The organism is Cognatundibacterium rugosum, assembly GCF_014284365.1.
GTDB lineage: Bacteria > Pseudomonadota > Gammaproteobacteria > Burkholderiales > Burkholderiaceae_D > Undibacterium > Undibacterium rugosum.
In genome coordinates this window covers 1-17,189 of record NZ_JACOGG010000033.1, presented here as the reverse complement: position 1 = coordinate 17,189, position 17,189 = coordinate 1, and the positions used below count along the sequence as shown (strand labels likewise).

At 46.0% G+C, this 17,189-nt stretch carries 13 protein-coding genes; 12 read left to right on the top strand and 1 reads right to left on the bottom strand.

Annotated features, from left to right (window positions below; genetic code table 11):
• Positions 1 to 271 precede the first annotated feature (271 nt).
• From pilV to H8K47_RS17375, 12 genes are all read left to right on the top strand, one after another.
• Entirely contained in the window at positions 272 to 844 is a 573-nt protein-coding gene (gene pilV / locus H8K47_RS17430; protein WP_186882651.1) for a type IV pilus modification protein PilV, read from the top strand.
• The gene (locus tag H8K47_RS17425; RefSeq protein WP_186882650.1) at positions 841 to 1,884 is read left to right on the top strand and encodes a PilW family protein; all 1,044 of its coding nucleotides are present in this window, start codon (positions 841 to 843) and stop codon (positions 1,882 to 1,884) included. Before pilV ends, H8K47_RS17425 begins: the two co-directional genes overlap by 4 nt.
• Positions 1,839 to 2,555, top strand: a complete 717-nt coding sequence (locus H8K47_RS17420) for a pilus assembly PilX family protein (RefSeq protein ID WP_186882649.1) — start codon at positions 1,839 to 1,841, stop codon at positions 2,553 to 2,555. The genes H8K47_RS17425 and H8K47_RS17420 overlap by 46 nt, the downstream gene beginning before the upstream one ends.
• Positions 2,552 to 6,505: a pilus assembly protein gene (locus tag H8K47_RS17415; RefSeq protein ID WP_186882648.1), complete on the top strand. Its 3,954-nt coding sequence runs from the start codon at positions 2,552 to 2,554 to the stop codon at positions 6,503 to 6,505. Before H8K47_RS17420 ends, H8K47_RS17415 begins: the two co-directional genes overlap by 4 nt.
• A 19-nt stretch (positions 6,506 to 6,524) precedes the next feature.
• On the top strand, positions 6,525 to 6,980 hold the full coding sequence (locus tag H8K47_RS17410; protein WP_186882647.1) for a type IV pilin protein: 456 nt from the start codon (positions 6,525 to 6,527) through the stop codon (positions 6,978 to 6,980).
• Positions 6,981 to 6,983: 3 nt separating this feature from the next.
• Complete coding sequence (locus H8K47_RS17405; RefSeq protein ID WP_230410245.1) at positions 6,984 to 7,547, top strand: GspH/FimT family pseudopilin; 564 nt, start codon at positions 6,984 to 6,986, stop codon at positions 7,545 to 7,547.
• A gap of 270 nt (positions 7,548 to 7,817) precedes the next feature.
• Positions 7,818 to 9,320: a hypothetical protein gene (locus H8K47_RS17400; protein ID WP_186882646.1), complete on the top strand. Its 1,503-nt coding sequence runs from the start codon at positions 7,818 to 7,820 to the stop codon at positions 9,318 to 9,320.
• 12 nt (positions 9,321 to 9,332) lie between these two features.
• Entirely contained in the window at positions 9,333 to 10,076 is a 744-nt protein-coding gene (gene uppS, locus H8K47_RS17395; protein WP_230410244.1) for a polyprenyl diphosphate synthase, read from the top strand.
• A 123-nt stretch (positions 10,077 to 10,199) separates the two neighbouring features.
• A complete protein-coding gene (locus tag H8K47_RS17390) occupies positions 10,200 to 11,642 on the top strand; it encodes a mannose-1-phosphate guanylyltransferase/mannose-6-phosphate isomerase (RefSeq protein WP_186882645.1) in 1,443 nt (480 codons plus the stop codon).
• Positions 11,643 to 12,154: 512 nt separating this feature from the next.
• Positions 12,155 to 13,174: an MraY family glycosyltransferase gene (locus H8K47_RS17385; RefSeq protein WP_230405304.1), complete on the top strand. Its 1,020-nt coding sequence runs from the start codon at positions 12,155 to 12,157 to the stop codon at positions 13,172 to 13,174.
• 87 nt (positions 13,175 to 13,261) lie between these two features.
• The gene (locus tag H8K47_RS17380) at positions 13,262 to 15,517 is read left to right on the top strand and encodes a polysaccharide biosynthesis/export family protein (protein WP_186882643.1); all 2,256 of its coding nucleotides are present in this window, start codon (positions 13,262 to 13,264) and stop codon (positions 15,515 to 15,517) included.
• Positions 15,518 to 15,528: 11 nt separating this feature from the next.
• Positions 15,529 to 16,719 carry a GumC family protein gene (locus H8K47_RS17375; RefSeq protein ID WP_230410243.1) on the top strand — a complete coding sequence of 397 codons (1,191 nt, stop codon included), beginning with the start codon at positions 15,529 to 15,531 and terminating at the stop codon, positions 16,717 to 16,719.
• A gap of 115 nt (positions 16,720 to 16,834) precedes the next feature.
• Here the strand turns inward: H8K47_RS17375 and H8K47_RS17370 are convergent.
• Positions 16,835 to 17,189: IS66 family transposase (locus H8K47_RS17370; RefSeq protein WP_186882642.1), on the bottom strand; the 355-nt coding region annotated here is incomplete at its 5' end.

Genomic DNA, 17,189 nt, shown 5'->3' with positions numbered 1-17,189 from the left:
ATAGTGCTGCAACCAGTGTGAAAGTAGGTTATCGTCAGGCTCCCTTTAAAAACCCCTCGTTACAACCGTAACGGGGGGTTTTGCTTTTTACGCTTTGCTTTGTGCTTTGTGCTTTGCTGTTGGAATTGGGCTGCTATGGCGGCGAATCAAACTCAAGATATCTGTGAGTAACATAAATTCCGATAATTGGCACATTGCAGTGGATAAGCGGTTACCCAATATTTTTTTCAACATCTACAATATCGATACGCGTATATCACGGTAGGTCGCTATGAAATTAAAACACACTCAGGGTTTCTCCCTTGTAGAAGTATTGATTGCAGTATTTGTGCTCGCTTTGGGGGTGATAGGAGCTGCCGGTTTGCAATTGGCTGCCGTAAGAACAACACAGCAAAGTGGCTTTCAATCTACTGCTGTCGCCTTGGCAAGTGAATTGGCGGACAAAATGCGCTCCAGTGATGCAGCGATGAAGGGCGGGGATGCTAATAATCCATTTTTAGCTATAAATTATAATTCCCTGACCGATTCTGCGCCGAGTGCACCAACCATGTGCTTCACATCTGCTGCAAGTTGTGACGCAAACGGCTTGGTGAAGGCTGAAATTTATGAATGGCTCGTGCGTGTTAAGGACTTATTGCCTGGAGGGCGCGTCCTAGTCTGCCGGGATTCTGCTCCATTTAATAGTACCGCGAAAGCTTTAACATGGACTTGCACAGCCGATAGTAGTTCTGGAATGACAATTAAAATTGGCTGGAAAAGCAAAAATCCGGATGGCAGCTTTAATGACAGCAATGGATCTATACCTCCCAGCGTCGCAATTACCGTTGAGTCATATGTAAAATGAATACATTAAAAATGTCCTCCAATTCACGCAGTCTGATGCGTGTCAGATTTCAGCTTGGTCTGACCCTGATTGAATTATTGGTCTCACTGATGCTGGGTCTTATTGTGGTTTTGGCAGCAACCAGCCTGGTCGTGTCTACAAAAACTTTGTTTACTGCGCAGACCGAAGGTAAGGATGTGCAGGATACGGCGCGTTTTGCGCTCGATAATATAGCGGCGTCTCTACGGCAGGGTGGTTATGTGAATTATGATTTTAATAATTCACCGCAAATAACGCCAGAGACAGCAAGTTCAGATATTTCTGGGTTGGATGCTAACAGTGTGAGTGCAATTTCCACAGGAATTGATACGCCTACAGGTAGTGCTGTAAATTTTAGCGATGTTCTTGCTGTTCGCTTCTTTGGTTCAGGCACTGGTGGCGGCGACGGAATTGTCACTAACTGTGCTGGTTCTTTTGTTCCTGCGCCTGTTTCACCGAGTACCGCGGATCAGGATCGTGGCTGGAGTATTTACTATGTCGCAAATGATGCTAACAATGAGCCAGAATTGGTTTGTAAGTACTATAACTCAACGTCAGGAAAATGGTCTGCACAATCTATCGTAAAGGGAGTGGAGTCTTTTCAGGTCTTGTATGGGATAGACAGAAGTAATCCACCTGATGGCACTGCTAATCAGTACCTGACGGCTACGGACATTAATGCCTTAGATTCAACCTTAGTCTTATCAGGTGCTACCCAGGCGGAACAAAAGCAGGACTTAAATCGAAAAACTTATTGGAAAAAAATCTCTGTTGTAAAGGTTGCGATGTTGGTGAGAGGAACGCAAAACTCTCGTATCGACAAGCAGACATCTCAATACGACTTGTTTGGCCCCGCATATGCGGCCGCAAATGGCTCTAATGATAAGGGAACGACGATTATGGAAGCACAATTGCCAGCGAGCGTAAAAAATCGTAGCCGCAAAATTTATACAACTACGGTACAGGTGCGTAACTTATGTTATGTCGATACCGACCGCGGTACTTGCCTTCCTCCTCCATAAACGAATTGAGTCAGATCATGTATTTCAAGGATATTGCTAAACGTCATCGTTCAAACCGACTTTACAGGAATTTGGCAAAGCGTGAGCAGGGGGCTGCGCTATTTGTGTCACTCATGATGTTGATCGTGGTTTTGATATTGAGCATATCCATGTCGACTATTTCATTGCAGGGAGAGAAGGCTTCCCGCAACGACAGGGACAGGCAAATAGCATTGATGGCCGCTGAAGCCGCACTCAAAGATGCGGAAATGGATATCGATCCACAAACTGCGATTGCTGGCAGTCGCGCAGATACCTTTGATCCGAAATCGAATCTGTTTTTTGAGGCCGGATGTGCAACAGGGGATGGCAATTTGTACCAAGGGATGTGCTTGCCTGCAGCACAAGGGCAAACGCCAGTTTGGTTTGTGATTGATTTGGCATCGGATGCATCTGGCTCTGCTTCAGTCAAATTTGGTCGTTTTACGGGGCAAACGATGGTGACAGGAAAAAGTTCATTTCCAGTCAAATTACCACGCTACATCATCGAAGCAGTACAGGATCTGGAAGCAGGACGAAAGGCTGATGAACAGACCAAGTATTTGTTCAGAATTACCGCGATCGGTTTTGGTTCTAACCCGAATACTCAAGTTGTCTTGCAATCGTTTTATCGGAAAGCAGAGAAGTCATGATGCGACATAAATTTATTTGGCAGTCAAAATACGTAGGTTGGTCTGCACATATGCTATTGATGCTGGCGGCAAGTTTGAACATGTTGAATACGTTTGCAGCACCGCCAACAATCAGCCTTGCAAGTGAACCGCTGTACTCCGGCGGTGGTAACGTACGTCCCAACTTATTGCTGGACTTGTCAGTTGAATTCCCGACAGTGAAAGCGGCGTATACCAATTCCAATGACTACAATAAGACCGTCGAATATATAGGCTATTTCAATTCTAAAAAATGCTATGTGAGTGGTGGATTTAAGACTTTTTCCAGAGATAAGAATGGAAATCTGATTACCAGTCGGACTGTGAGTACTTCAGATATGGCGAATGGATATTTCTCTATATCAAAAGACGCGGATGCCAATTATGAGTGTGGTGGTGACTCATTTAGCGGAAATTTTATGAATTGGGCTTCGTCCTCGTCTATTGACATGTTGCGTCTGTCATTGACCGGTGGGGATAGGATAATTGATACAACCTCTCAAACTGTATTGCAACGCGCTTATTTACCTAATTTTTATAATAGCGGCTATTTCCAAAGGAAAATTGTCGCAGCGTCTGCGACGATGAGCGCCCCAAAGGGAGTAACTCCATACAATGTTGCGACTATGTATGTGCTTAATTGTAATAATAAAATCATGTTTACGGATGTGAATGTGACGGGGGGGTGTGGTACTCAGCGAACTTACCCGAATAATGACATTAATTCTGATACGCGCCTTGACGTTGGGTCAGATCGTGTTCTTGGGGAGTTTCTTGTACGTGTACAAGTTTGTGACGCACAAGAAAATACATCCAGAACGGATTTGTGTTTGCAATATCCGAATGGTACCTACAAGCCAGTTGGACAAATGCAGCGCAATCAGAATAATGTGCGCTACGGAGCGTTTGGCTATTTGATGGACAATGTTAACACGCGATATGGTGGAGTGTTACGTGCTCCATTGAAATACGTAGGTAGCAAGCAGTATCGCGCAGTCAATGGTTTTGCCGAAGAGGTTAACACTCGACCAGAATGGAACCCGCTGACTGGTATCTATTATGATAATCCAGAAAACGATGCAACTGGAAACAGTGGTGTTATCAATTATCTTAACAAATTTGGACGCACAGGTAGTTATAAAGGCTACGATCCTTTAGGGGAATTATATTACGAGAGTATTCGTTATCTTCAGGGAAAGTCGCCGACGTCGAGCGCTATTTCTGGGATTACAACAGCAATGCAGGACAACTTTCAGGTGTTAACCAACTGGACTGATCCTATCGAAGCATCTTGTCAAAAAAACTATATTATTGCAATTGGTGATGCAAATACGCATCAGGATACTTTCATTCCAGGTGGTACTTTGGCAGGGGCTGGACGCGGCTTAAGGCCTGCCGATACAGCGACAGCGCAATGGCCTGCATTTGATGCAAAAGCTCAAACGGCACTCGTTGCTGCGATGGAGTCTAGTGCTACATCTGGAAATTCAGCGCCAGTTGCATCTTTGGCTAATATGGCTACTGCATATACCGGTTCTAGTGGGGCCACGTTCTACATGGTCGGCACTGCATATTGGGCGCGGAATAACGATATTCGTCTTGATAAGCCGGTACGGGTTAAAACGTTTACGATAGATGTTGATGAAAATGGTAATGGTTCTATAGACAATGCCGGTCGTGCGAATACAGCACCAAGACTATCTCAACTTTATCTGACAGCTAAATACGGCGGTTTTACCGATGTGAACCTGGATAAAAATCCGTTTAAGACTTTTGACTCGGATGGTAAAACTGTTATTGCAAACAATAAAGAGTGGGCGAGTGGTAATGGAACAGACCCAGATAACTTTTTTCTGGCCAGTAATCCGAAGAGGATGATGGCAGCGATAAATTCTATTTTCCAAACTGTTGCGTCAAGCGGTGGAACCTTGGCCGGGGTAGGAATCAGTTCCACCAGTTCAAGTGATAACCCCTTTGTTTATGAACCTGGTTTTAAAGCTGACAAGTGGTCAGGCAGTTTGAAAAAAATGTCGGCAATATCAGCCAACCCAACGGCAGTTTGGGATGCAGGGGTCATTCTGACAGGTGATCCAGTAAATAAGCAGCCGCCCAGCCCTCTGCCTGCAGACAGGAAAATCTATACATCGAAAATTTCATCAGATGGGTCTTTGGCATTAGTTACCTTCTCTTCTAACAGCAGTGGTAATTTCAGTGCATCTGATTTGGCGGCATTAAATACAGATCCACATACGGGCATTACGGATAACCTTGCTAGTGATCGTATTGATTACTTGCGCGGAGTACGTACTTTAGAGCAAGGTAAGGACGCGAGTGGAAACACAACAGGTCAGTTCCGAACACGGGACAGTGTGCTTGGCGATATTGTTAACAGTGCGCCAGTCTATTATGGTGCCCCGGCAAAGAATGTGACAGGTGTCGGTTACAGCACGTTTTATACTGCGAACAAAGGACGCCAGGCAGCGGTTTATGTCGGTTCTAATGATGGTATGTTGCATGCATTCAATGCCAATAATGGCCAGGAATTGTTTTCATACATTCCAAATGCCTTAATATCGAGCTTGAATGATCTTACCGATCCCTACTATAGCCATAGTTCATTCGTGGATGGTCGTATCACAGTCAAGGAGGCACAAGTCAACAACGTTTGGAAGACTTTGTTGGTTTCAGGAATGGGTGCCGGAAACAAAGGTGTATTTGCTCTTGATGTCACTAACCCGGCTAATTTTCCCGGTGGGATAGGGGCCTTATGGGAGTTCACCGATAAAATTGATAAGGATATGGGGTACGTACTTTCTCCGCCGTTGATAGCAAAATTCCGTACGGGTGGCACGACGACAAGTCCGACATTTGGTAACTTTGTTGTTATTTCTAGCGGCTATAACAATTACGACTATGACGCGAGTGCAACTGGACAGGGAGCCTTGTTCATCCTCTCTTTGGATAAGAAGCCATCGGACCCTTGGGTTAGAGGTGGCAATTACTTTAAATTAATGACGCCCATCAAAGATAGCACGGCCAAAAATGGTCTAGGCGCTCCGAATGTTGCCTATGGTGCAGATGGCTCAGTCAGTTATGCTTATGTGGGTGACTTACAGGGTAATTTATGGCGTTTCGACTTTAGCGCAGGTAGTCTGGATAGAGCTAAGGTGTCTAGCAAGCCCGTATTTACAGCGAAAGACTCAACTGGTGCGGTACAGCCAATCACAGTGCAACCACAAATTGTCTTTGCACCGGGAGGTGGTTATATACTGACTTTCGGGACTGGAAAATATATGGAGACCTACGACGTCACGCCGTCCAACTACATGACCAATTCGTATTATGCAATTCTGGATACGACTTACGACAGTGACGTGGTGACCGGTCGTAGCCAGCTAGAACCGCGCACGCTGACTGCGGACAGTAATGGCTTTAGAATCGGTGGCAATAAATTTGTCTATGGTGTTGTGACTGGTACAAAAAAAGGATGGTATTTGGATTTTTATAATTCTCAAAATACAGGTGAGCGTATACATCATACGTTGACGGGCACGCTTGCGGGGAATTATTTATTTTTTAACACTCTGATTCTTAGCTCCGATCCGTGCTCGGGTGGGAGCGGTCGTAAATACGTGGTCGATGTCCTTACCGGTATGAATTCTGATGTCACAGGTACTTTGTCTACGATAGGCTTATTGACTTCCCCGATAGTGATCAATATTTCCACTTCGTCTGGGGACCGAACTGGGACGGGCGCGCGCAGAATTACGACAAAAATTTCGGTCAGAACTGCTGGGACGGGGAATTCTTCAGGTATTACTACTGAAAATTCAGCGGCAGCTGATGCGGTTACCAGGGCAGGTCGCATTAGTTGGCAGGAAATTAGAAATTGGCAAGAATTGAAAAAAGCTGCTACGGCAGGTGGTTCATAAATTGTATATCGGGGTGTTTATGAAAAGAAATAATGGTTTTAGTCTCATCGAATTGTTAATCGTAGTGGCAATCATAGGCATGATTACAGCCTTTGGCGTTCCCGCATACCAGTCGCACACTTTGAAAACGAAGAGAGCGGAAGCGAAGACTGCTTTAGTAAAGTTGATGCTGCAAGAAGAACAGTTTTACACGCAGAACAATACTTATACCGTTTTTTCTCAGGCCTCTACGGATGTGACTGAAAAGAAATTTACCTGGTATTCCGGGGCAACTGCTGCTGCCAGTAACTATGAAATTAAGGGGGAAGCCTGCACTGGCGATGTTATTCAAAATTGTGTTTTGCTAACGGCTTCCCCTGGTACTGCCAATGTTAACAAGAACTATAGTGACCCGGTTTGCGGAAATTTGACACTGACCAGTACTGGAGTTAAAGGGTTTACTAGCAGTTCAGGCACTAAAGATTTGTGCTGGTGAGCCATGCGAACATTAAATTTCAATCGCTTCTTGTATCGAGGTTTTTCATTGGTCGAGTTGCTGGTGGCGATTGCCATAGCTGCGATCCTGATGGCACTTGCCGCGCCTTCATTTAGCTCATTTATCGACAATCAACGATTGCAGACGGCTACCTTAGAATTTTATGCGGGTGTCAACCTTGCACGTGCTGAGGCCATAAAGCGCGGGGCACAAGTCAGTATGGTTGCGACAGATGGAAGTGACTGGAAGTCGGGCTGGACCATTTTCGTCGATGACAATGGTAATTTAAAGGCAGACTCCAATGAGAAAATTATTTTTACTCACGATGCATTATCAAGTAAATTTACTGTAACCAGCGCTTTCACCGATAGCTCTTCAGCTTATATATCTTATACGGGTAATGGTCGGAGTCGTACTAAAGCTAGCGTACAGCAACCTCAAGCTGGAACGGTTTCATTTATATATAACTCAGTTACGCGTCGAGTAAAGTTGAATTTTCTTGGACGAGCAAGGACATGTAATCCCGATAAAGATGCAACTTGCGATGCATCTGCAACAGGTGGCTGATGTAGAGCCGCTTTTTTATTTGCTCAGATATAAACCCCGTTAACATCTCTAACTGCAAAATTAATACTTCTTTCGTATCCAAAGCATTGATACAATGCTCTCTCGACACAGATTACAAGGGTTTTCCTTGGGAGATGTAGCAATTTGTATTGTCAGTTAACACTATCCTGGTGCTATGAATTCCTGTATTCCAAATTCAGGAATTTAGAAAACTTGATCAAGTAAATTGGTGATTGCCTTGAGCAGTCGATATCAAGCTCCATTTAAAAAATGAAAATAAAAAAAAGCGCCTCACTTCCGCTGGTGATTGTATGTTCGCTTACTTTTTCTCACGTGCATGCGCAGCAGGCGAACTCGTCCCCTGAATTCGAAATTGTGAGTAAAGCTGCCCATGTGCAGTTTGGCTTCGAAAAACTTAACCTCCCACAAAACGAAACGATGGGCCTGCTAGGCGGTGCTTATCTGCTGAGAGTAAATGAGGCGGTTGAAATCGGCCCGGCCGCCTACGGTGCGATATCCGGAAAGCGCGGGGGTTTTTTTACCGGTGGTGCGGAGTTGGCTTTCAGGCGACATGTGTTTGCAGATGTGTATGGAAAAGCTGGCTTATATGCAGGTGGTGGTGGCGGTGGTGCAGCAGCAGTAGGGGGAGGGCTTATGCTTCGGCCCCATATCGACTTAACATGGAAGTCAGGACGCACTGAAGTCGGGCTCTCCCTGTCTCAAGTACGTTTTCCTAACGGGCATATACGCTCAAATCAGGCTGGTTTGGTCGTTGGCTTTGATACCGATTTCAATTATGCAGACTCGGCAACTGCGGGTCGCTCTTTTGCAGGATTGGGGCGGGGTGGTATTGGTTTCGACAGGATGCAGATCACGGGTGGAGTGTTTCAGCCTCGTCATGGCATTGCTGATCTTGGTGCAAAGCCCTATGAGGGCTCCTTAGGTTACGCAGGCTTCAGATCGGAACAATTTCTTTCTGGAAATGTATTGTGGGGAATTGAGGCTGGTGCGGCTGTGAAAGGCGGTGCGGATGGATATGCTGAGATTTTAGGCGGAGTTGCCTATGAAATTCCTGTGTTTTCAGAGTCTGTACACGTGGGAAGTCGTTTTTCCGTAGGTATGGGCGGTGGTGGTAAGGTGCCAACGGGCGGAGGCCTGATTGCAAAAGCGGGGCTTTACTCAAAAATAGATATTACGCCGGATGTGTTTTTCACGCTGGAAGGTGGCTTAGTCGATGCGCCCGACGGTCAATTTAAAGCAAAGTATGGAACGTTGAATTTGGGGATAGTTCTGGATGATGTTAGTCGTTCAAGAACTGACCGCACTATTCGTGGCATGGAATGGGCAGCGAGTATTCAACATTATGTTAAAGCTAGCCGTTATTCCGGTGGTGATCAGGCACTCAGCACGATGGGTTTGAAAATCAATCGTGATCTAAATTCAGGCCTGTTTATGTCCGCTCAGGCACATAGTGGATTTAGTGGCAACGCTGGCGGCTATTCTGTCGGTTTAGCTGGACTGGGAATGAGATCCGAGAATATGGCGCATGGTTTAGGGCTGTCCGGAGAGATACTTGCTGGTGCAGCGGGCGGCGGCGGCGTGAACAGCCAGGGCGGCGCAATTGTGCAGAGCCTGGGGTATCTGACTTATGGCTTGAATCGTTATACACAACTGAAGTTTGGGGTGGGGCGGGTGAAATCACTCAAAGGCCAATTGAATTCAACTATTGTGGATGCGACAATAAGCATACCATTTGGTGTTCCTAGTAAATAATTTGAGAATTGTATGAACAGTAAAAATGCGGGTGTGATGGCGCACGGTAATATGCCTAGACACATAGCTATTATCATGGATGGCAATGGTCGCTGGGCAACAAAACGCTTTTTGCCACGCTTTGCAGGACATGCAAAAGGGGTAAAGACGGTAAATAAAGTTGTTGAAGCCTGTGTCAATCGTGGTATTGAGTTTTTGACATTATTTGCCTTTAGTTCGGAAAATTGGCGCCGTCCTCAGGAGGAAGTTTCTTTGCTGATGCAGCTTTTTCGAAAAGTCCTGGTCGGTGAAATACGCAAGATGGGTGAAAATAATATTCGCCTCAAAGTCATTGGCGATCTGAGCCGCTTCGATAAAGATTTGCAGGATTTGGTGCGCTTGGCTGAGTCTGAAACCGCTGCCAATACTGGTTTAACTTTAACTATCTGCGCTAATTATGGTGGTCGCTGGGATATCGCAAATGCGTGCAACCAGCTCATCTCAGATGGTGTTAAGGCTGGTGACGTGACGGAAGAGTTGTTATCGTCAAAACTTGCTATGGCGTACGCACCTGAGCCTGATATGTTGATACGTACTGGTGGAGAGTCCAGAGTTTCAAATTTTCTTTTATGGCAATTAGCTTATTCTGAATTTTATTTCACCGAAACTTTTTGGCCGGACTTCGGCGCTGATGCGCTCGATGAAGCTATTGCTTCTTTCCATAAACGTGAAAGGCGCTTTGGCAAAACCAGTGAACAGGTGCAGAACGTCAGTTAAGATGACGCGCGCTTATTGCAATTTCTTTGCGATGTACATACTGTTTCGTTGGTCATTAGAAATACGTCAAAATGAGATGAATTTCTTGTTTTTTTGAGCAATTTCTATCGAAGAGAGTGATTGATGGTTAAGCTCGTCCCTGTCATATTGTGTGGTGGCTCTGGTACTCGCTTGTGGCCCCTTTCTCGTACCGGATTTCCCAAGCAGTTTTTGGTGCTTTCTGGTCAAACCAGTCTTTTCCAGCAAGCCATTTGCCGGGTGAATTCTATTGCTGGCAATGCATGTCAGATTGATGAAACTTTAATTGTTACGAATGAAGAGCATCGCTTTTTGGCTCTTGACCAGTTACGTGAGTTGAAAGAAATTGCTGCTAGGCTGATACTTGAACCCGTTGCACGTAACACGGCACCTGCCTTAACCTTGGCCGCGTTACAGGCGGGTTTGCAGGGAGACGATCCCATTTTGGTCGTGGCGCCAGCGGATCAGACGGTAGTTGACGAATCTGCCATGACAGCCGCATTGCGTTTAAGTGTACAGGCTGCTCTCAGTGGAGAGATCGTTATACTTGGTATCAAGCCGGACCGCCCTGAAACCGGCTACGGATACATACACTACGATGAAGATCTGGGCGCATCAGGCAAGCATACAGTTCTGCAGTTTACGGAAAAGCCAGACCTTGAGACAGCAGTGCAGTACTTGAGTAGTGGTCATTACGCCTGGAACAGTGGAATGTTTGTTTTAAAAGCGAGCACATGGCTCAAAGCATTGGGAATGTTCCGCCCTGATATATTGCAGTCTGTCAGTTCAGCATGGAATAGCCGCTCCAATGACGAGCTGTTTGTTCGGCCAGATAAAGCGATGTTTGATCAAGTAGCCAGCGAGTCGGTTGACTATGCGGTGATTGAGCATTGCCCTGGCTCTGAAATTAACATCAGCATGATACCGCTCGCAGCAGGCTGGAGTGATCTTGGTGCTTGGGATGCTGTGTGGCAGACTGGTCAACATGATGGACGTGGCAATATGCTTGTTGGCGATGCTTTTTTTGCAGATTGCAGCAACACCTTGATTTATGCTTCAAATCGTTTGGTCAGTGCTGTTGGTGTCGACGATCTTGTTATTGTCGAGACGGCAGACGCAGTCTTGGTTGCTGACCGCAAGCAGAGTCAACATGTCAAAAAAGTCGTGGCTATGCTGGAAAAGCAAGGGCGTGCCGAGCACACCCTGCACCGTAAAGTGTTCCGGCCCTGGGGGTGGTATGACAGTATCGACGAGTCAGAACGTTTTAAAGTGAAACGCATACAGGTCAAGCCTGGTGCAAGCCTGAGCCTGCAGAAACATCATCATCGTGCAGAACATTGGATAGTGGTCAAGGGGACGGCTGAGGTCACTTGTGGTGACGAAGTTAAGTTGATTACTGAGAATCAATCGACCTATATCCCACTGGGAGAAGTGCACAGGTTGAGGAATCCTGGTGTTATTCCATTAGAAATCATAGAAGTGCAATCTGGCAGTTATCTGGGGGAAGACGATATTGTCCGGCTTGAGGATGCATTTGGCCGCAGTTAAGGTGATTCTGGCAAAAAGGGTGCTTATTGTCAGATTATTGACAGCTTATCGATCAACAATGTGCATCTGATTTTATTGTCTTAATTGTATGCTTAAATGCTAGTTTTGCTTTGTTTAGGCATGATAACAAAAACATAGTTTCAAGCTGGCTGTTTTTTTGCTGGAAACGGATTTTTAGTGTGTCTATGAATGTGTAGCGTCGTTGCTGGGTGCTGCGTAGTAATCAAGTGGAAATTTTAGTTGCGTAATATACGCGCAAGTGTGCGCGCTTTTTCTATTTGCTTGTGAACTCAATTTTTTTAAATGTTTACCTGATCTTGTGAATTCAGAATGAAAAAATTCTGCTTCAGTCTGGTAATATTACTTTCGTATATATTTTTATAAGTGTGAGCATGGCGGTTATTCTATTCATTGCGGCAATTGTGTCCTGGATTGCATGTTTTTTGTTAATTTATTACAAACATGTTCACCACAAATTTTCTGCCGATCAAAGTGGCTCCGGACCGCAAAAGATGCATCATGGCGCAACCCCACGCATAGGTGGCGTCCCGATATTTGCAGGCTTACTGTCGGCTTTAGCGGCCTTGTATCTGGGCGAGTGGCACGTCAATAGTTTGTTTTTTGTACTCGCCATTTTGCCTGTATGGCTGGCTGGGATCATTGAGGACGTCACAAAGAAAGTTAGCCCGTTAAAGCGTTTGTTGGCTGCGTTTGTTGCTGCCTTGCTAGGGATGTGGTTGTTAGATGCGAAATTGATACGCTTAGGATTGCCTTTACTGGATCATCTGGTGAGCAGTTATATCGTCTTGAATGCCTTACTAGTCATGCTGGCTGTTGGTGGTATTACTCACGCGATGAATATTATCGATGGCTTTAATGGTTTGGCTGGTACAGTTGTGTTGATGATTTTGTCTGCGCTTGCCTATGTCAGTTATCAGGTTGGTGATGTGTTTCTGCTTGGGCAGTGTATTGCTTTGATAGGAGCAACACTGGGATTTTTATTCTGGAATTATCCACGCGGGACGATTTTTGCAGGTGATGGCGGCGCTTATTTATGGGGCTTTATGATCGCCGAAATTTGCGTCATGCTGGTATACCGCAACCCATCAGTTTCGCCATGGTTTCCGTTGTTATTGGTCATATACCCGGTGTGGGAAACGGTGTTTTCTATCTATCGCCGCAAGATCATCCGTGGTTTGCCTGCAGGCCTGCCCGACGCGATACACTTGCATTCGCTGGTATATAAACGCTTAGTCAGACACATGATAGGCTCGAAAGAGGCCGCACATATCGTCAAACGCAATTCGATGACCGCCCCTTATCTGTGGGGACTGACTGCATTTTCTATTATTCCAGCGGTATTATGCTGGTCGAATACACCGCTAATTCTTCTCTTTACCGGCATATTCATTCTTTGCTATTGCATATTTTATGCAATGATCGTGCGTTTTAAGATCAAGCCTTGGATGACGGTCGGTGAGCGCACTTCTGAAAGTGATGAGAATCACAAACTCTCACGCGATGCAGCCTGATGGCAGACCGGTAGTTATCTTAATCACTTATTTCTTAAATTTCTTAAGCTTATACTTAATTTTAACCTACACCCTATGCACCAAATTATGAAGAGTACCTTACCGGTCATTGCTTTGCTGGCGGCTAGCAGTACATTTGCACAGCAGGTTGATGTGCAGACAGCGGACGTGCAATCCTTGACGGCAAAGCAACCACGCATTACCAATCAGTCGTTAACCCAATTGCCATCCAAACCGGCAGTTGATGAAGTGCCGCTGCGCGTAGAAAACCGGAGCACTGAAAAGACCGAAGCAAGTGAATTCCAACAATTTGTTCGTTACGCAACCGGGAAAAGTCTGCCTGTTTTTGGTGCGGATTTTTTTCAAAATACACCAAGTAGTTTTGCTCCTTTACAGAATACGCCGGTTCCATCGGAGTACATGCTGGGAGCCGGTGATGAATTATTGATACGCGCCTGGGGTAGTCTGGATGTCGATTACCGCGCGGTTGTCGACAGAAACGGCGTCATCAGTATTCCGACGATAGGCAATATTAATTTGGCCGGTGTCAAAGCCGCTGATGCTGAGGCAATAATTCGGTCTTCGATTGCAAAGCTGTATCGCGATGTGACTGTTAATGTGAGTTTTGGTCGTCTGCGCGCAATTACCGTATATGTAGTTGGGCAAGCTAAAAAGCCAGGTTCTTACACAGTGTCCGGGTTTTCTACATTAGTCACCGCAATGCTTGTAAGTGGTGGTCCAAATGCGGCAGGTTCTATGCGCAATGTGCAGGTAAAGCGCAACGGCAAGGTGCTGGGTAATCTGGACTTGTACGCCTTTATTGCAAAGGGTGATAAAAGCAGTGATATCAAATTGCAGGATGGCGATACTATCTTTATTCCCGCTGCGGTTGGTCATATCGCGTTGACGGGTAAAGTCAATACACCTGCCATTTATGAATTGAAAACAGCGAACGAATCGATTTCCAGTATTCTTGATCTGGCTGGTGGTATGCCCGTTGTTGCCGATCCACGCAGAGCCTTCCTGGAACGTATCGATGCAAACAAGTCGCAGCCACGTACAGTGGAAGAATTCGCGCTCAACGGCGCGGGCTTGAGCAAAAGTTTAAAAAATGGCGATTTACTGACCGTGACAGCCATTACGCCGGACTTCGCCAATGCGGTGACCTTGCGTGGTAATGTGAATCAGGCATTACGTGTTCCGTTCAAATCCGGTATGCGTATTCGTGATCTGATTCCGAATCGTGAAAGTTTGATTACACGCGCTTCCGTGCAGCGTCAGAATGACATTTTGCTGCAGCAGAGCGTAGATGGTCAGGATGCGAGGAAAGAAAATGCAATTTCGCTGTCCGCTCGCATCGGTAATCTGTTCGACGATGTGAACTGGGATTACGCAGTCATTGAGCGTATAGATCGTGCTACGCTGAATGTGACTCTGATTCCATTTCATCTTGGTCGTGCTTTGGAAGCGGGAAATACTGAGGATAATCTACAATTGCAGGCTGGTGATGCGGTAACCGTGTTTTCGCAAAATGATATCCGCGTTCCGGTCGCTAAACGCAAGGTATTTGCACGTATCGAAGGTGAGGTCAATGTGCCTGGTGTCTATCAGATGATGCCAGGGGAGACCTTGCAAAGTCTGGTCGCCAAAGCTGGCGGCGCAACTTCAAACGCCTATTTATTTGGAACGGAATTTTATCGCGACAAGGTTCGTGCCGAGCAGCAGGTCAACCTCGAAAAAACGGTCCGACGTCTGGAGTCTCAGTTGCGCGCCGAATCGGCTAAGGTAGCCGCAAATCAATCAGGTTCTGATGCACAACTAGCCGCATTGAAAGCTAAGAGTGAGCAAGAGTCTGGCATGCAAGCCTTGGCGCGTATGCGCGAATTGAAGGCGACAGGACGTGTTTCTTTAGATTTGTCTGCGAATGATGAAAATGTCGATAAGTTGCCACAATTGAAACTGGAGAATGGCGATCAGCTCATCATTCCTAGCCGCCCTGACTTTGTGCACATTTTTGGCGCCGTGAATCAGGAAGCTTCTGTCATCTGGCGTAAGGGTACGACAGTTGACAAATATCTGGCGAATGCCGGTGTGACATCGGAAGCTGATTTAGACGGTATTTTTGTACTTCGTGCTAACGGTACAGTTTTGTCCTCTACCGGGCGTGGCTGGTTTTCCAGTGTCAGCTCTGCTGAAGTCATGCCAGGCGACAGCATAGTCGTGCCTGAGCGTTTGAATAAAGAGACTGCGTATAAATCTGTGATTAATGGGCTCAAAGACTGGGCGCAAATCTTATCTGGATTTGGCATCAGTGCAGCAGCAATTAAGAGTTTGAGGCAATAAGCATGACAGTCATGAATCAAGAAAAAAATATTGCCATGCATGACGATGGGGATGGCATCAGTTTGATGGATTTACTGCTGGTATTGGCCAAGCACAAAAGAAAAATCATTTTATATCCTGTACTGTTTGGCGTCGCCGGGCTATTGATCAGCTTTGCCATGCCCAAAGTGTATAAGGCGAATACCAAGGTATTGCCGCCACAGCAAAGTCAGTCTACTGCGTCCGCAATGCTGAGTCAGTTAGGTGGGCTGGCAGGTGGTGCTGGTGCTGCCTTGGGCTTAAAAAATCCGAATGATTTGTACGTGTCCATGCTAAAGAGCCGTTTGCTGACCGATAAACTCATCAAGCGTTTTGATCTGCAATCGAGGTATGAGCAAAAGTTTACAGAAACCACGCGTAAAGCCCTGGATGCAAATTCGGTCATCGCCTCTGGTAAGGACAATATTATCTCTATTGAAGTCGAAGATAAGGATCCTAAAATTGCGGCGGAAATTGCCAATGCCTATGTAGAAGAGCTGATTGCACTGACCAGTACCTTCGCTTTAACGGAAGCGTCTCAACGACGTGTTTTCTATGAAAAGCAATTGTTGCAGGCAAAAGAGAAAATGATTGCCGCTGAAACAGCTTTATCGTCTGGTATTGATAGCAAAGGCATGCTGAGCGTTGATGCGCAAAGTAAAGCTGTGTTGGAAACCGTGGCAAAGCTGCGTGCTGCGATATCTGCCAAAGAGATTCAGCTTAAAGCGATGCAGGCTTTTGTGACGCCGAACAATCAGGAATATAAGCGTGTCAGTCAAGAGTTGCTGGGAATGCAGCAAGAATTGGCGAAGTTGGAAAATGGAACTGCCACCACACATGATGCGAGTGCTGCGAAAGTAAAAGAAACGTCGGGCAGCAGCAGTGTGCAATTGCTTCGTGATGCCAAATACTATCAAATGTTGTATGAGTTACTGTCTAAGCAGTATGAGGTTGCACGTTTGGATGAGGCTAAAGATATTCCCCTGATCCAGGTGTTGGATAAGGCGGTGGAGCCTGAGTTGAAAGACAAACCTAAACGTTCAATTATTACTTTGGCGTTTGCTTTCTTAGGTTTAATACTTGCTTTGGTACTTGCATTCCTGAAAGAGGCAGCGGGCAAACCAAAAACACCTGAGCAAGAAGAAAAGTGGCGTCAGTTGAAGGCTTATCTGAAGTTCTCCTGATCTTGAGTATCCTTAAAGAAGCCTGAGCATTGAACTGATGCTCAGGTTTTTTTTCATTTCAAAAGTAAGCGCCCGGTCATCACAGGTTGACCGGTTCTGATATGGATGATGGAAATTATTGAGCAAGCTTCCAGTTGTGTGGCAGTAGTTCGCCGATGCGGCTGAATGGTTGTAATGGTAGTCTTTCCAGCACGTCCTTCATGAACCCGTAAGGATCGTGACCGTTGAGCCGGGCTGAATGGATCAGACTCATGATCGCCGCCGCACGTTTGCCTGCACGCAGACTGCCGGCGAACATCCAATTTTTTCTTCCCAATGCGACCGGACGAATCTGGTTCTCAACCCAATTATTATCAATCGGCACCTGAGGATCGTTGAGGTAATGGGTTAACGCCGACCAGCGATTTAAACTGTAGTCGATTGCCCTGAATGTAGCACCGCCGCCAGGGACTTGCTGGCGTTGAACCAGT

Coding starts and splice junctions, on each gene's coding strand:
- pilV (WP_186882651.1), top strand. CDS start 272: ATGAAATTAAAACACACTCAGGGTTTCTCCCTTGTAGAAGTATTGATT.
- H8K47_RS17425 (WP_186882650.1), top strand. CDS start 841: ATGAATACATTAAAAATGTCCTCCAATTCACGCAGTCTGATGCGTGTC.
- H8K47_RS17420 (WP_186882649.1), top strand. CDS start 1,839: ATGTTATGTCGATACCGACCGCGGTACTTGCCTTCCTCCTCCATAAAC.
- H8K47_RS17415 (WP_186882648.1), top strand. CDS start 2,552: ATGATGCGACATAAATTTATTTGGCAGTCAAAATACGTAGGTTGGTCT.
- H8K47_RS17410 (WP_186882647.1), top strand. CDS start 6,525: ATGAAAAGAAATAATGGTTTTAGTCTCATCGAATTGTTAATCGTAGTG.
- H8K47_RS17405 (WP_230410245.1), top strand. CDS start 6,984: ATGCGAACATTAAATTTCAATCGCTTCTTGTATCGAGGTTTTTCATTG.
- H8K47_RS17400 (WP_186882646.1), top strand. CDS start 7,818: ATGAAAATAAAAAAAAGCGCCTCACTTCCGCTGGTGATTGTATGTTCG.
- uppS (WP_230410244.1), top strand. CDS start 9,333: ATGAACAGTAAAAATGCGGGTGTGATGGCGCACGGTAATATGCCTAGA.
- H8K47_RS17390 (WP_186882645.1), top strand. CDS start 10,200: ATGGTTAAGCTCGTCCCTGTCATATTGTGTGGTGGCTCTGGTACTCGC.
- H8K47_RS17385 (WP_230405304.1), top strand. CDS start 12,155: ATGCATCATGGCGCAACCCCACGCATAGGTGGCGTCCCGATATTTGCA.
- H8K47_RS17380 (WP_186882643.1), top strand. CDS start 13,262: ATGAAGAGTACCTTACCGGTCATTGCTTTGCTGGCGGCTAGCAGTACA.
- H8K47_RS17375 (WP_230410243.1), top strand. CDS start 15,529: ATGAATCAAGAAAAAAATATTGCCATGCATGACGATGGGGATGGCATC.